Below are 16,172 nucleotides of genomic sequence, written 5' to 3'. Positions count from 1 at the left end.
TGGAGATTTACCGATGAACCGCATTTACCGTCTGGTTTTCAATCGTGCCCTTGGGGTAATGCAGGTTGCTTCGGAGGTCGCCCAGAACCCCGGCGGAAGCGCGGTCAGCGCAGGGCGGGTGCCGCGATTGCGGGCGCACCAGCTGGCGGCGGCTTTGGCCGCCACACTGGCCAGCGGATCGGCATTCGCAGCGTGCACGGGCACCACAACCGTAAACTGCGACAGCACCACCAGCATCAACAACTACTCCAACGCGACCAACGGCCTCACGCTGAACATCGACGCGGGTGCATTGCTGCGTACGCCGCCGATCGTAGGCGGCGGCAACGCAGCAACGCTGACCGGCGACAACGTGACGGTCAACAACAATGGCACGATCGATCCGAGCTCGATCATCCTCGCCTCGCCCGGCCTGGTCATCGGCAATGGTTCTGCCAACAACAGCGCGATCGTCGTCAACAACAACGCCAGCGGACAGATCAAGGGTGTCGTCAACATCGCAACGCTGTTGGGCTTCGGTGGACAGGCGCTGGTGGCACAGAATGTCAACGGCACCACCACCATCAACAACGCCGGCCTGATCAGCACGTCGCTGATCGGTGCAGGCAGCGTTTCCGACGCGACCACGGTGGTGACCTATGGTGGTGCAGCCGCCAATGTGACCAACACAGGCACCATCGACGGACGCGTCGGCCTGGGTGCTTCTGGCGGTAACACGTTCCTCAATGCGGGGGCGGTCAGTGGCAGCGTTCACCTGGGTGATTCAACCGGCGGCAACACCTTCACCGCAGTGTCGGGTTCCAGCGTTGTGAGCGGCGGCGGCAGCGCTCTTGCCGGCGTGATTACCGGTGTCACCGGGGTAAAGGTTGCGGCTGCGGGATCGGTCGACGCCGGTACCGGCAGTGGTGCGGCCAACAACACGCTGGTGTTGCAGAACGTCGTCAGCGGTCCGGGGTCCGGCACCGGCGGAGCGGTGACCACGCTGGGCTGGAACCAGTACCTCAACTTCCAGAAGCTCACCGTCAACAGCGGCACCTGGAACCTGCAGGGTGCGTGGGCGGGTGCAGGTACGACCACGCTCAATGATGGCCTGGTCAATTTCAACAATGCCGGTTCCTTCGGCACAGGGCTGTTCACCGCCAACGGCGGTGCCATCGCCTCTGCCACGGCCGGTCTGAACCTGGCCAACGCTTTCAGCCTTGGTGGCAATCTGTCCCTGGCAGGGACCAATGCGTTCAGCCTGGGGGGCTTGCTGTCCGGTACTGGCGGGCTGACGGTCAACAACACCGGCATCGTTACTCTCGGCGGCGCAAACCTGTTCTCCGGCGGCGTCAACCTCAATGCCGGCGGCCTGGTACTGGGCAATGCCGGTGCACTGGGCAGCGGCAACCTGACCGTGGGTGGCAGCGCTTCACTGGATACGACGGCGGGCTTCACCCTGGGCAACAATCTGGTGATCAATGGCGGGGGCTCGCTGAACCTGCTCGGCAGCAATGCGTTGTCATTGAACGGTTCGATCTCCGGTGCCGGCAACCTGACCAAGAGCGGCGCCGGCACCCTCACCTTGAACGGCGCCAATGCGCTGACCGGCAGTTTCAACCTGGCCGGAGGCGCGTTGGCGCTGGGCGCGGGCGGCAGCCTGTCACCCACCGGTGCGATCACGGTCGGCGTCGGTACCACCCTGGACCTGTCGGCGGCCGCCAACCAGACCATCGGTTCGCTGGCGGGCCTCGGCGGTTCGGTCAACCTGGGCAGCCACACGCTCACCCTCGCCGGGCTGGGCGATACCAGCTACAGCGGCACGTTCGCCGCAGGCACGGGTGGCCTGGTCAAGCTGGGCACCGGCGTGCAGACCTTGTCGGGCGTAAACAACCTCAGCGGCGGCGTGGCACTCAACGGCGGCGGCCTGCTGCTGGGCAATGCTGCTGCGCTGGGCAGCGGTGCGCTCAGTGTCGGCGGCAACGTGACGCTCGATGGAACCACGGGGGCGCTTGCACTGGCCAACGCGGTCAACCTCGGTTCGGGTGCCAGCCTCAATCTGCTCGGCAACCAGGCGTTGACGTTCAACGGCGTGATCGGTGGCACCGGTGGCCTGGTCAAGAGCGGTGCGTCGTCGCTGACGCTCAATGGCGCCAACACCTTCGGCGGCGGCGTGGCGTTCAATGCCGGCAGCCTGGTGCTGGGCAACGGTGGAGCACTGGGAACCGGTGGGCTGAATGTTGATGGCGTGGTGTCGCTCGACACCAGCGCGGCGCTTGCGGTCGGCAATGGCATCACGCTGGGCGCGGGTGGCTCGCTCAATGTGCTGGGCTCGAACGCATTGACGCTGGGCGGCGCCATCGGTGGCACCGGCAGCCTGGTCAAGAACGGTGCCGCCACGCTTACGCTGGGTGGCGCGAATACCTTCACCGGCGGCCTGGCGATCAATGCCGGCAAGGTTGCGGTGGGCAGCGGCGGAAGCCTGGCCGCCGGCGGTGCGGTCAGCCTGGCCGGCGTTGGCGCGGACCTGGACATCTCGCTCGGCGGCAACCAGACCATCGGCGCGCTGTCCGGTATTGCCGGCAGCACGGTGACGCTGGGCAGCAGCACGCTCACCTTCGGTGATGCCACCAACCAGACGTTCGCGGGCGTGATCGGTGGTACCGGCGGCCTGGTCAAGCAGGGCACGGGCATCCAGACGCTGAGCGGCGCCAACACCTTCAGTGGCGGCGTGAATCTGACGGCGGGCGGCCTGCTGCTGGGCGACAGCAGTGCGATCGGCAGCGGGGCGTTGACGGTCAGCGGCAACGGTTCGCTGGATACCACGGCAGCGTTGAACCTGGGCAATGCGATCAACCTCGGCGCGGCCCTGACCCTGCCGGGCAGCCAGAACCTGGCCCTGGCCGGCAACATCACGGGCACCGGCAGCCTGGTCAAGAACGGCGCGGCGACACTGTCCTTGAACGGTACCAACACCTTCAGTGGTGGACTGAACGCAAACGCTGGCGCCCTGCTGCTGGGCAACAGCGGCGCACTCGGCACGGGGACGCTGGGCATCGGTGGCAACGTCTCGCTCGACGGCAGTGCGCCGCTGAACCTGGGCAACAACGTGGCACTGGGTGCAGGCGCCGCGTTGTCGCTGCCGGGTTCGCAGTCGATCACGCTGGGTGGGGTGGTGTCCGGTGCGGGCAGGCTGGTGAAGAACGGTGCCACCACCTTGACCCTCAATGGCGCCAACAGCTTCGGTGGCGGGCTGACCGTCAACGGCGGCGGCCTGCTGCTGGGCAATGCCGGCGCGCTGGGCACCGGTGCATTGTCGGTGGGGGCCAATACCACGCTGGACAGTTCGGTGGCGCTGGACCTGGCCAACAGCGTCAACCTCGGCGCCGGTGCGGTGCTGGATCTGCTGGGCAGCCAGAACGTGTCGCTGGGGGGCGTCATCAGCGGCACCGGCGGGCTGGTCAAGAACGGTGCGGCGACACTGGCGTTGAACGGCGCCAATACGTTCAGCGGGGGCGTCGGGCTCAACGCGGGCGTACTGCAGCTTGGCAACGCACAGGCGCTGGGTACCGGCCAGCTGGACGTGGGCGGCAACGCTTCGCTGGATGCCACTGCGGCGCTTTCGGTGGGCAACACCCTCGGCCTCGCCGCCGGCGCCAACCTCACCGTGCTGGGCAGCAATGACCTGACGCTGACCGGTCCGGTGTTCGGCGCCGGCGGGCTGATCAAGGATGGCGCGGCGCGCCTCACGCTGTCTGGCGCCAACACGTTCGGGGGTGGCACCACCGTCAACGCCGGCACGCTGGCGCTGGGGGCCGGTGGCAGCCTTGCCGCGGCCGGTGCGGTGGATCTTGCCGGCGCCGGTGCGACGCTGGACATCTCCGCAGCCGGTGCCGCGCAGACCATTGGCGCACTCAACGGCGTCGCAGGCAGCCAGCTGGCGCTGGGCGCGCAGTCGCTGACCTTTGGCGGCGCCGGCAACGGCAGCTTTGCCGGCGTGATCGGTGGCACTGGCGGCCTGGTCAAGACGGGTACCGGCGTGCAGACGCTGTCCGGTGCCAACACCTTCAGTGGCGGTGTTGCACTCAACGCGGGTGGCCTGATCCTCGGCAATGCCAGCGCGCTCGGCACCGGTGCGCTGGGCATCGGTGGCACCACCACGCTGGACAGCACGGTGGCGTTGAACCTGGCCAATGCAGTGAACTTCGGTGCGGGCACGCAGCTGACGCTGGGCGGCAGCAACGATGTCACGCTCGGTGGCGTGGTGGCCGGCAATGGCAGCCTGGTCAAGAACGGTACGGGCCTGCTGACCCTCAACAACACCAACACCTTCGCTGGCGGCCTGACCCTGAACGGTGGTGGCCTGGTCGTCGGTGCGGATGGTGCGCTTGGTACCGGCGCGCTGGCGGTGAATACCAGCACCACGCTGGATGCGGGCGCGGCAGTGACGCTCGGCAATGCGGTCACGCTGGGCTCGGGCGTTGCACTGACGGTGCCGGGCAGCAATGCGCTGACGCTGTCGGGCGTGGTCGGCGGCAATGGCAGCCTGATCAAGAACGGCGCTACCACGCTGACGCTGTCCGGTGCCAACACCTACACCGGCGGTACCACCATCAATGCCGGCACGCTGGCGCTGGGCACGGGCGGCAGCCTGGCCGCGGCGGGTGACGTCACGTTGGGGGCGGGCGCCGGCTTCGATATCTCCGGTGCCGGCAGCAGCCAGACCATCGGCGCACTCAATGGTCTGGGCGGCAGCACGCTGGCGCTGGGCGGAAACTCATTGACGTTCGGTACGGCCGGCAACGCCGCGTTCGACGGCGTGATCAGTGGCGGCGGGGGGCTGGTCAAGGTGGGCGCGGGCGTACAGACGCTGTCCGGTGCCAACACCTTTGGCGGCGGCGTGACCCTCAATGCAGGCGGGCTGGTACTCGGCAATGACGCGGCGCTGGGCACCGGTGCATTGACGGTCGGCGGTGCTGCCACGCTGGATACCACCGGCCTGGCAACGCTGGCCAACAACATCGCGCTCAACGCCGGGCTGACCGTGCTCGGGACCAACGCACTGACGCTCAACGGCGTCCTTTCCGGTGCCGGCAGCCTGACCAAGAACGGCAGCGCGACGCTGACCTTGAATGGCATCAACAGCTATACCGGTGGCACCAACATCAACGCCGGCACGCTGGCGCTGGGGGCCGGTGCCAGCCTGGCGGCGAGCGGTACCGTGAACCTCGCCACAGGTGCCACGCTGGATCTGTCTGCCGGCAGCGGCACGCAGGTGTTCGGAACCCTGGTCGGCAACGGTACGGTGAACCTCGGCGCCAACTCGATCGAAGTCGGCGGCGCCACCAATGGCACCTTCAGTGGCTCGATCGCAGGCACGGGTGGCCTGACCAAGGTCGGTACGGGCATCGAGACGCTGACCGGTGCCAACACCTACACCGGCGGCACCTTCATCACTGCCGGTACGCTGGCGATTGGTCCGGGCGGCAGCCTTGCAGCCACCGGCGCGGTGACGCTGAGCGCTGCAGGCACCGGCTTCGATATCTCCACCGCAGGTGCCAACCAGACCATCGGCTCGTTGAACGGCGTGGCGGGCTCGACGGTGAGCCTGGGTGCACAGACGCTGACACTCGGTGGTGTGGGCAACAGCCTCTTCGATGGCGCGATTTCCGGCACCGGTGGCCTGGTCAAGAATGGCGCCGGCGTCCTCACACTGGGAGGCGCCAATCTGTTCAGTGGTGGCGTCGCACTCAACGGCGGTGGCCTGGTGGTCGGCAACAACGCTGCGCTCGGCAGCGGTGCGCTGGCAGTGGGCGGCAACGCGACGCTGGACGCATCGACAGGCGTCAACCTGGCCAACAACATCGGGCTCGCAGCGGGCGCGAACCTCGACCTGCTTGGCAGCCAGGCGCTGACACTGGGCGGTGTGATTTCCGGTACCGGCGGCCTGGTCAAGGACGGTGCGGCCACCGTGACCCTGAGCGGTGCCAACACCTACACCGGTGGTACCACCATCAACAACGGCACGCTGGCGATCGGCGCGGGTGGCAGCCTCGCCGCGACCGGCGCGGTGAACCTGGCCGGTGCCGGCACGTTCGACATTTCGGCGGGCAACCAGGCCATCGGCTCGCTGGCCGGCGTCGCCGGCAGCACGGTGGCGCTGGGTGGCAGCACGCTGACCCTGGGCGGCACCGTGGACAGCACCTTCAGCGGTGCGATCAGTGGCAACGGCGGCCTGGTCAAGAACGGTGCAGGCGTGCAGACGCTCAACGGCGGCAGCACCTTCAGCGGCGGCGTAACGCTCAACGCCGGCGGCCTGGTGGTCGGCAACAATGCTGCGCTGGGCACCGGTGCGGTGACGGTCGCAGGCGCTGCGACGCTCGATTCGAACACAGCGGTCACCCTCGCCAACAACTTCACCCTCAACAACGCGTTGACCGTCCTCGGCAGCAACAACCTCACCCTCAACGGCAACCTGAGCGGCACCGGCAGCCTGACCAAGGAGGGAGCCGCAACGCTGACCCTGAACGGCACCAACACCTACACCGGTGGCACCAACATCAACGCCGGTACATTGGCACTGGGCGCTGGCGCGAACCTGCACGCCAGTGGCATCGTCAACCTGGCCTCGGGTGCGATCTTCGATCTGTCGGCGGGCAGCGGCACGCAGCAGTTCGGCACACTGGTCGGCAACGGTACGGTGAACCTGGGGGCCAACACGCTGACGATCGGTGATGCCAGCAATGGCACGTTCAGTGGTTCGTTGGCCGGCTCGGGTGGCCTGATCAAGGAAGGCTCGGGGACCCAGACGCTGACCGGCACCAACACCTTCACCGGGGGTACCACCATCAACGCCGGCACGCTGGCGATCGGCGCCGGTGGCAGCCTGGCGGCGACCGGTGCGGTGAACCTGGCCAATGCCGGTACCACCTTCGACATCAGCGCGGGTGGTGCGCAGGCGATCGGTTCGCTGGCAGGCGTGGCGGGTTCGACCGTTGCGCTGGGCGGCAGCACGCTGACCCTCAATGGCGTGGGCAATACCACGTTCGCCGGCACCATCGGAGGGGCCGGTGGCCTGGTAAAGAACGGCGCAGGCATCCAGGGCTTGACTGGCGTCAACGTCTTCACGGGCGGCGTGACCCTCAATGCCGGTGGCCTGCTGCTGGGCAACGACGGTTCGCTGGGCACCGGCGCGCTGACCGTGGGCGGCAACGCCAGCCTGGACGGCACCAGCGCGCTGACCCTGGCCAACACCGTGCAGCTGGCCAATGGCACGCTGACCCTGGCGGGCAGCAACGCGCTGACCTTGAATGGCCCGATCAGCGGCGCTGGCGGCCTGCTGAAAGATGGCGCGGCAACCGTCACCCTGGGCGGCGCCAGCACCTACACCGGTACCACCACCATCAACAGCGGCACGCTGGCGGTGGCGGCCGGTGGCAGCCTGTCCGGTGCCAGCACGGTGAACCTGTCCGGTGCCGGCACGTTGGACATCAGTGCCGGTGGCAGCCAGAGCATCGGTGGCCTGGCCGGCGTGACCGGATCCAGCGTGGTGCTGGGCGGTGCGACCCTGACCACCGGCGGCAACAACGGCAGCACCACCTTCGGCGGTGTGCTCAGCGGCACTGGTGGCCTGGTGCAGAGCGGCACCGGCACGCTGACCTTGAGCGGCGACAACGTCTATACCGGCGGCACCACCATCAATGGTGGCAGCACGCTGCAGATCGGCAATGGCGGCAGCACCGGCTCGGTGCTGGGCGACATCACCAACAATGGCAGCCTGGTCTACAACCTGGGCACGACGGCAACCGTGGGTGCGGTGGTCAGTGGCAGCGGCGGCCTGACCCAGGCCGGTAGTGGCACGCTGGTGCTGACCGGCAACAACACCTACACCGGCGGTACCACCATTAATGCCGGCGGCACGCTGCAGGTGGGCAATGGCGGTGCGACCGGCGCGATCGTCGGTGACATCACCAACAACGGTGCGCTGGTGTCCAACGTGGCCGGCAACACCTTGCTGGGCGGCACCATCAGCGGCACCGGTGGCCTGACCCAGGCCGGTGCCGGTACGCTGACCCTGACCGGCAACAACACCTATACCGGCGGTACCACCATCAATGCCGGTGGCACGCTGCAGGTGGGCAATGGCGGTGCCACCGGTGCGATCACCGGCAATGTCGCCAACAACGGCAGCCTGGTCTTCGACGTCGCGGGCAACACCACCGTCGGCGGCGCGATCAGTGGCAGTGGTGGCCTGACCCAGGCCGGCAGCGGGGTGCTGACCCTGGTCGGCAACAACACCTACAGCGGCGGTACCACCATCAATGCCGGCGGCACGCTGCAGGTGGGCAATGGCGGTACAACCGGCGCCATCGCCGGCGACATCACCAACAATGGTGCGTTGATTTCCAACGTGGCCGGCAACACCGCGCTGGGCGGCACCATCAGTGGCAGTGGCGGCCTGACCCAGGCCGGCAGCGGTACGTTGCTGCTGACCGGCACCAACACCTACACCGGCGGTACCACCATCAATGCCGGTGGCACGCTGCAGCTGGGCAATGGCGGTGCGACCGGTTCGATCGTCGGTGATGTCACCAACAATGGCACGCTGCTGTCCAACGTGGCCGGCAACACCACGCTGGGCGGCACCATCAGCGGCAGTGGCGGCCTGACCCAGGCCGGCAGCGGCACGCTGACCCTGACCGGCAACAACACCTATACCGGCCCGACCACCATCAACGCCGGTGGCACGCTGCAGGTTGGCAATGGCGGCGCGACCGGTGCGATCGGCGGCAGTGTCGTCAACAACGGCAGCCTGGTGTTCAACGTGGGTGGCAACAGCACCGTCGGCGGCGCCATCAGCGGCAGCGGCGGCCTGACCCAGGCCGGCACCGGCACCGTGGTCCTGGCCGGCAACAACACCTATACCGGCGGCACCACCATCAACACCGGCGGCACGCTGCAGGTCGGCAACGGTGGCGCGAGCGGTGCGATCACCGGCAACGTCAGCAACAACGGCAGCCTGGTGTTCAATGTGGGTGGCAACAGCACCGTCGGCGGCACCATCAGCGGCAGCGGCGGCCTGACCCAGGCCGGCACCGGCACCGTGATCCTGACCGGCAACAACACCTATACCGGTGGCACCACCATCAACGCCGGTGGCACGGTGCAGGTCGGCAACGGTGGGGCCAGCGGCGCGATCACCGGCAACATCACCAACAACGGTGGCCTGGTGATCAACACCGGTGGCACCACCACGCTGGGCGGCAGCATCAGCGGCGGCGGCAGCATCGTGCAGGCCGGCCCCGGTGGCCTGAACCTCGGCGGCAACAGTGGTGGCTTCAACGGTACCGGCCAGGTCACCGGCGGCGGCCTGAATGTCACCGGCACCATCGGCGGCCAGTGGACCATCGGCAGCGGTACCACGCTGTCCGGCACCGGCACCATTGGTGGCACCGGCGGTGGCGTGACGGTGTCCAGTGGTGGCGTGCTGTCGCCGGGTAATGGCCCGGGCAACGGCAGCGGCACAGGCAATGGCACCGGCACGATCACCGTGGGTGGCAACCTGACCCTGTCGCCGGGCAGCACGCTGGGCATCGATCTGGGTGCCAGCGGCAGCGATACGGTACAGGTGGGCGGCAGCGCCAACGTGGGTGGCAGCACCGTAAAGGTGAACACCATCTCGCCGAGCACCAGCTACCAGCAGGGCCAGCAGTACACGGTGATCAACGCGGGCGGTGGGGTGAGCGGGCAGTTCGCCTCGGCGAACTCGCCGTCGGCCTTCCTGACCATCACCCCGGTCTACACCGCCAACACCGCCAACCTGCAGATCGACGTGGCGCAGACAGCGGCGTTCACCACCGTGGCCAACACGCGCAACCAGTACAACACCGCTGCGGCGCTGGACAGCCTGCCGCAGAGTGGCGCGGCGCTGGGCCTGTACAACACGGTGCTGCTGTATGACGCCAGCACTGCGCGCAGCGCATTCGACCAGTTCTCCGGCGAAGTGCACGCGGCCAGCCGCGCGGTGCTGCTGTACGACAACTACCTGGAAGAGGGCATCCGCCAGCGCCTGGGCAGTGAGCTGCCGACCGTGCGTGGTGAGCGTGCCTCGGCCTGGCTGGCTGGTAGCGGCAAGGTGTTCAAGCAGGATGGCGATGGCAATGGCGATGAGATCCGTTCCAACCGCAATGCGGTGATGGCGGGTGTGGACTGGCAGCTGGGTGAACACGTGGTGCTGGGTGCGGCGGCCGGCAACGAACGGCTGTATACGCGCCTGTACGATCGCAGTTCGCGCGCCCGCCTGCGCGGCAACACGTTCGGCCTGTATGCACAGGGACAGTGGAACAACGGCTTTGCGGTCGGTGGCAGCGTGTCGCGCGGTGACTACCGCACGCGCACCACGCGTGAAGTGCCTCTGCTGGGCCAGACCCTGTACAGCCGCCAGGATTCGGACGTGACCATCGCCCAGGTCGAAGGCAGCTGGACCTGGACCCATGGCAGGACCCAACTGCAGCCGTACGTGCAGTTCACCCGGCACTGGGTCGACAGTGATCGTGCGCTGGAGCAGGGTGGCAGTGCCGCACTGGTGCTGGAAGGTGGCAAGGACACGCTCAACGTCAGCACAGTGGGCGTGCGGGGCCGCTGGGACGTGGGTAGCGGCGCGCGCTTCCCGGCGCAGCTGACCGTCGGCCTGGGCTGGCAGCATGCATCGGGTGACACCGATGTGGCCAGCCGCAACCGCTTCGCGGTCGGTGGCGATGCCTTCGATGTCTACAGCGCGGTGATGGCACGCAATGCGCTGGTCAGCCAGCTCGGCGTGGCGGTCGGCCTGGGTCGCAACAGCCAGCTGTCGATGTTCGTGCAGGGCCAGCACGGTGATGGCCGCCGCGATGTCGGCGGGCAGATCAACCTGCGGGTAGGCTTCTAAGGGGGGCGGGCCAGCGGTAGATCCACGCGCTGCGTGGATCTACCGGCGCGGAGGGAGTGAGACCTCCCGCGCCACGGTGTCGGCACTGCAACCACCTCGCTCAGTTCGCCGCATCCTGCGTGCGTCGCCGCAATCCGGCGGGCGGGTCGAACAGGCTCGACGGCACCTCATCGAATGTGACCTCGGTAACCCGCAGGCCGCGTTCGGTACGCTGGTTGCCGGTGCGTCCGCGGTAACCCAGCAGCAGGCCCGTGCGGGTATCGATCCACAACGTGCCGGAGGTGGTGCCATCAGGGCCCTGCGCATTGTCATAGCGCCAGCCGGCAGCGAGGCGACCCAGGATGAACTCGCCGGGTGCGGGAGAGCAGCGCCCTCCGATCGTGTGGCATGGGGCGGCAGGATCGTACCAGTAGGGACCACTGGCGTCGGCGACCGGCAGCGTGTAGTTGCCGCGCTCGCTCACCAGCCATGCCCGGCCGCGCTGGCCCTGGGTGGTCAGCCATGCATCGGGCGCATTGTCGCCGCGGAAATCAATACGGATGGCAGGCCCGCGCAAACGGATCTCGACCTCGACCTCACCACCAGGCGAGCTTGGACCGAGTGGGCCCAGGCCATAAGCGCGTGCCAGCAATCGCGCCTGTGGAGGTTCGTTGTCAGCAGCGTCCGTGGATTGTGCGGCGACGGCCCAGGTTGCTGCCATCAACAGGCTGGCCAGCAGCACCTGCATGTCAGCGCGCCAGGTTGTTGCTGTCATGCACAGGGCTCTGCATGCGGACGATCGCGTAGGACTCGATCGGCATGCGGCGATGGCCGGTGATCGGGTCCTCGATCAGCATCGAGGCCGGGCGGAAGCTGTCGCCTTCGCTGACCAGGTCTGAAAGACCGGCAATCACCCGGTCGGCAAAGGGAACGATCAGGGGCATCGGATAGGTGACCTTGATCTTGAGGATGTTGGCGTCCTGCACGCTGACGCGGCTGCTGCCGACACGTGCATCGCGGAAGGCAAGATTGTCGTTCGGCAGCGCATAGCGCCCATCGAACTGGCGCTCGCGGAACTCGTTGTACGCCGCGCGGCTGGGTGAAATGACCTCGATCTTCGGTGACAGCAACGGGTTCTTCCACAGCAGGGCGACCTTGGCGCGGGCGGCGACGGCACCGGCGGCATCCGGCGAGGTCGCGTACAGGGGAGCCATTGCCATTTCCAGTGCGCTGCGCATCTCGGAATGATTGACGCCACTGACCGCGCCGGCACGCGCGGCCTGCAGCGTGGCGAAATCCAGCAGCGACTTGGCGCGATAGATCAGGACGAACTGGAAGATGACCAGGATGAGGAAGACGAAGGCCGGAACCACGATGCAGAATTCAATCAGCGATTGCCCCCGCTGCTGGCGGATGGATGTGCGGATGTGCTTCATTGCAACGCCCTCGTGGATGGCGGTGCCGCAGGCGGAGAAGGGCACCATTGGAACGTCTCGCCCAGCACCGGAGCAATATGCCTGAGGCTGTCCACCGGCATTTCCAGCGTCGAGTAGGCGCCGCGGCACCAGGCGCCGCGCCATGGGCGCACGGCCTCGCGCCAGCCAACGGCGCGCTGATCGCGGTCCAGGAACAACAGGTCGAGTGGATACCCCATGGCCAGGGTGTGCACGCTCGAGCAGGGGGTTATCAGCAGGCCTTGCCCAGGCTGGAGTGGCGCGCGCAACAGCAGGCCGCGCAGCCGCTGGTGCCAGCGATCGGCATGCCAGACGCAGCTGAGCAACTGCTGGTGGTTGCGGATCAGGGCGCCGGTTCTCATGTGCGGGGACTCACAGGATGCCCTGCTGCTTCATCTGCAGGAAGATGAAGTAGGCCAGGACGACGAAGATCAGCGGGAAGAAGAACAGCACCAGCGGCAGCATCATTTTCACCGGCGCTTCCAGGGCCAGCTTCTCGGCGCGAAGGAAGCGCTCTTCGCGGCGCTGCATGGCCTGCGAGCGCAGTGTGTCACTCAGGCTGGCACCCACCCGGTCCGCCTGGATCAAAGCGCTGGTGAAGCTGGTCACCTGGGAAATGTCGGCGCGATCGGACATGCGCCGCAGCGCTTCGGCACGCGGAAGGCCGGCGCGCAGATCACGCAACATGCGCGAGAACTCCTGTGACAGCGGACCGGGTGGACCCTTGTCGACGGACTGTTCGATCGCACCGGTGATGTTCAGGCCCGCTTCGACGGCCATGGTGATGAAGTCGAGGAAGATAGGCAGGTCGCGGATCACATGCTTGGAGCGCGCTTTCCGCCGTTCGCCCAGCCACAGCGTGGGATACATCCACCCGAAGGGTGCGCCGAATGCCAGGGCCATCAGCACGGAGCCGACTCCGAACCGGCCCAGCAGGATGATGGTGAGCAACAGGAAGGTACTGGCCACGGCGGCGGAGACGATCCGTGCGCCATACAGTTCTTCCGGTGACAGCACGAAGTCCTGGCCGGCCGACTGCAGGCTGCGATGCGCGCGCTCCAGCTGTGCCGAGGACAGGCGCGGCCCGGCCAGGCGCGTAGCGACCGTAATCAGCGGCCACAGGATGCGCAGCAGCAGCGGCAGCGGATCCTGGTAGTTGCGCTGGTCCACCTCGACCGACTGCACCAGTCCGCGCAGCGCGAATGCAAGCAGCCCAACAGCGGCAGCGGCAAGCAGTGCGACCAGGATGAGCAGGGCGTTCATATATCGATCGTCATGATTTTGCGGCACATGCGGTAGCCGAGGTATTCCAGTACCCCGATCAGGGCCATGACGCACCAGCCGATGAAGGTGTGGAACATGGGGTTCATCGTTTCTGGATAGAACAGCACGAGGAAGCCGACAAGGCCGGCTGGCAGCATCGCCATGACGATGCCCTGCAGGCGCCCCTGCGCGGTAAGTGCCTTGACCTTGCCTTCCATGATGAGCTTGCGCCGCAGCGTTTCGGCGAGCGTGGAGAGGCTCTCGGCGAGATTGCCACCAACCTCGCGCGAAATGCTGACGGCGGCCACGAACAGCTTCACGTCGGCAATGGGCACGCGGGCGGCGAAGTTGTCCAGCGCCTCCTCCGTGCGCACGCCCATGTGCTGCTCGCGCAGTACCAGTGCCAGCTCCTGGGCCAGCGGAGGCAGGCCGTCATGGGCCAGTGCTTCCAGCGCAGGATTGAAGCCGACGCCGGCCTTGAGGCTGCCGGCCAGCATCAGCAGCCCGTCGGGCAACTGCTGCTGGATCTGGTCGAGGCGGCGCTGCTTCAGCCACAGGTAGATCTTGCGTGGCGCTATGGCCAGCAGGATCAGGGCCAGGATCGGCAGCAGCAGGTTGCCGCCGGTGACGATCCACAGCAGCACGGGAATCGCCAGCAGCATCAGGACATTGGTCCTGAACAGCACGCGCGGGTCGACGAACAGGAACATGTCGGCCAGATTGACCCGCGCCTGGTCCATGAAGTTGGCGCGGTAGCGGTCCATGAAGCCGGAGCTGGCACGCGCCAGCAACAGCACCGAGCCCGTCACGCAGGCAAAACACAGCAGGGCGATCAGCAGGATGTCACTCATTCCGCCGTCCCCCGGTACGGAAAATGTCCAGGTCAACGGCGACGCCGCGCTCGGCAAGCTCTTCATAGAACTCCGGCACTGCACCGGTCGCGACGAACTCGCCCACCACCTTGCCATCGCGTCCGGCAGTGGAGCGTGCCTTGAACAGGAACACATCCTGCAGCTGGATGGTTCCGCTTTCCATGCCCGTCAACTCAGTGATGTGGCTGACCTTGCGCGAACCGCAGGGGAAGCGCTTCTGGTGCACGATCAGGTCCACTGCCGACGAGATCTGTTCGCGCACCACCGTCATCGGCAGCTCCATGCCGGACATCATGACCATCACTTCCAGGCGCGACAGCGCCTCGCGCGGATTGTTGGCATGGGCGGTGGTCAGCGATCCTTCGTGGCCGGTGTTCATGGCCTGCAGCATGTCCAGTGCTTCGCCGCCGCGGCACTCGCCGACCACGATGCGGTCCGGGCGCATGCGCAGCGCGTTGCGCACCAGGTCGCGGATGGAAATGTGGCCCTTGCCTTCCATGTTGGGAGGACGCGCTTCCAGGGCAACCAGGTTGGGCTGGACGAGCTTCAGTTCGGCCGCGTCCTCGATGGTGACGATGCGATCGGTATCGGGAATGAAGTTGGAAAGGATGTTGAGCAGGGTGGTCTTGCCGGAGCCGGTGCCGCCGGTGACGACGATGTTGCGCCGTTCGCGCACCGCAACGATCAGGAATTTCAGCATCGGCTGGCTGAGCGAACCGAAGGTGAGCAGGTCCTTTCCTTCCAGCTTGCGCTTGGCGAACTTTCGGATGCTGATGCTCGGACCGCGCAGCGCCACCGGCGGAATGATGGCGTTGACGCGGGAGCCATCCTTCAGCCGCGCGTCGACCATCGGCGAGCTTTCGTCGATGCGGCGACCGAGGGGCGTCACGATGCGCTCGATGGCTGACAGCACCGCGCGGTCACTGGTGAAGACAATGGGGGACCGTTCGATCCGGCCCGCACGTTCAATGAAGATCTGGTCGTGCGCGTTGACCATGATTTCCGTCACCGTCGCATCGTCGATCAGGTCTTCCAGCGGGCCCAGGCCGATGGCCTCATCGAGCACCTCCTTGGCCAGCCTGCGTGGGTTGATCGTCTTGGGCAGCTCGGAGAACTCCCGTTGCATCACCTCATCGATCAGCTTGATCGTGGCGTTGCGCAGCGACTCATCGTCCATGCTGCGCACGTCAAGCCGGCGCAGGTCCATCTGCTTGACCAGCGAGGCATGCAGCTTTGCACGATAGACCGCCATGTCCGGCGGCAGCTGCTCCGGCCGCGCCAGCTGGCGTTCGCTGGATGGCTGCGCCGGTGCGGGTGCCGGTGCGGGCGTGGCGTCCACCGGTACATCGTTGGCCGCGCCCGCATTGAAACTTCCAGCATCGGCGAGGGGTTCGGCCGGCGGGTCGTCGTCCACCACCTGCAGCAGGTAGTCGCCGATCTGCACGCGGTCACGGCTGGTGAGCGGGCCACGGCTGCCTTTGACCTGTTCGCCATTCACCAGTACCGGCGAGCGGCCTCCCAGGCTCTCGATGAAGATGCCCTGGTCCTCGCGCTTCAGCGCCGCATGGCGTTGGGCGATGCTCCAGCCCTGCAGCACCACCAGGTTGCCGTCGCCACGGCCGATCCCGCATTCACGGTGCAGGCAGCGGACACGTCGCTGGTCGCGGTTGGGTGTGTCGATGAGGATGTTGAACATGC

Annotated in this window: 7 protein-coding genes; 1 reads left to right on the top strand and 6 read right to left on the bottom strand. The window is 67.0% G+C overall.

Features of this window, described 5'->3' with window-relative positions:
- The first annotated feature begins 13 nt into the window (after positions 1-13).
- Positions 14-10,906 (top strand): autotransporter-associated beta strand repeat-containing protein, encoded by a 10,893-nt coding sequence (locus E5790_RS05180; RefSeq protein ID WP_111205554.1) that lies wholly within the window; start codon positions 14-16, stop codon positions 10,904-10,906.
- Between the two features lie 100 nt (positions 10,907-11,006).
- On the opposite strand, the gene E5790_RS05175 is transcribed toward E5790_RS05180, so the two are convergent.
- From E5790_RS05175 to E5790_RS05150, 6 genes are read right to left on the bottom strand one after another with little or no spacing between them, the layout of a single operon-like run.
- Positions 11,007-11,633, bottom strand: a complete 627-nt coding sequence (locus tag E5790_RS05175) for a hypothetical protein (RefSeq protein WP_032958203.1) — start codon at positions 11,631-11,633, stop codon at positions 11,007-11,009.
- A gap of 1 nt (position 11,634) precedes the next feature.
- Positions 11,635-12,321 (bottom strand): TadE family protein, encoded by a 687-nt coding sequence (locus E5790_RS05170; RefSeq protein WP_032958205.1) that lies wholly within the window; start codon positions 12,319-12,321, stop codon positions 11,635-11,637.
- Positions 12,318-12,701 (bottom strand): DUF192 domain-containing protein, encoded by a 384-nt coding sequence (locus tag E5790_RS05165; protein WP_041863110.1) that lies wholly within the window; start codon positions 12,699-12,701, stop codon positions 12,318-12,320. The genes E5790_RS05170 and E5790_RS05165 overlap by 4 nt, the downstream gene beginning before the upstream one ends.
- A 10-nt stretch (positions 12,702-12,711) precedes the next feature.
- Positions 12,712-13,602 carry a type II secretion system F family protein gene (locus tag E5790_RS05160; RefSeq protein ID WP_014646167.1) on the bottom strand — a complete coding sequence of 297 codons (891 nt, stop codon included), beginning with the start codon at positions 13,600-13,602 and terminating at the stop codon, positions 12,712-12,714.
- Positions 13,599-14,453 (bottom strand): type II secretion system F family protein, encoded by an 855-nt coding sequence (locus E5790_RS05155; protein ID WP_014646168.1) that lies wholly within the window; start codon positions 14,451-14,453, stop codon positions 13,599-13,601. Before E5790_RS05155 ends, E5790_RS05160 begins: the two co-directional genes overlap by 4 nt.
- On the bottom strand, positions 14,446-16,170 hold the full coding sequence (locus E5790_RS05150; protein ID WP_136191707.1) for an ATPase, T2SS/T4P/T4SS family: 1,725 nt from the start codon (positions 16,168-16,170) through the stop codon (positions 14,446-14,448). Before E5790_RS05150 ends, E5790_RS05155 begins: the two co-directional genes overlap by 8 nt.
- Positions 16,171-16,172 lie beyond the last annotated feature (2 nt).

Source organism: Stenotrophomonas sp. PAMC25021 (assembly GCF_004795795.1).
GTDB lineage: Bacteria > Pseudomonadota > Gammaproteobacteria > Xanthomonadales > Xanthomonadaceae > Stenotrophomonas > Stenotrophomonas muris.
Note: the sequence above shows the minus strand (reverse complement) of the source record. Positions and strands in the feature narration are given on the sequence as shown.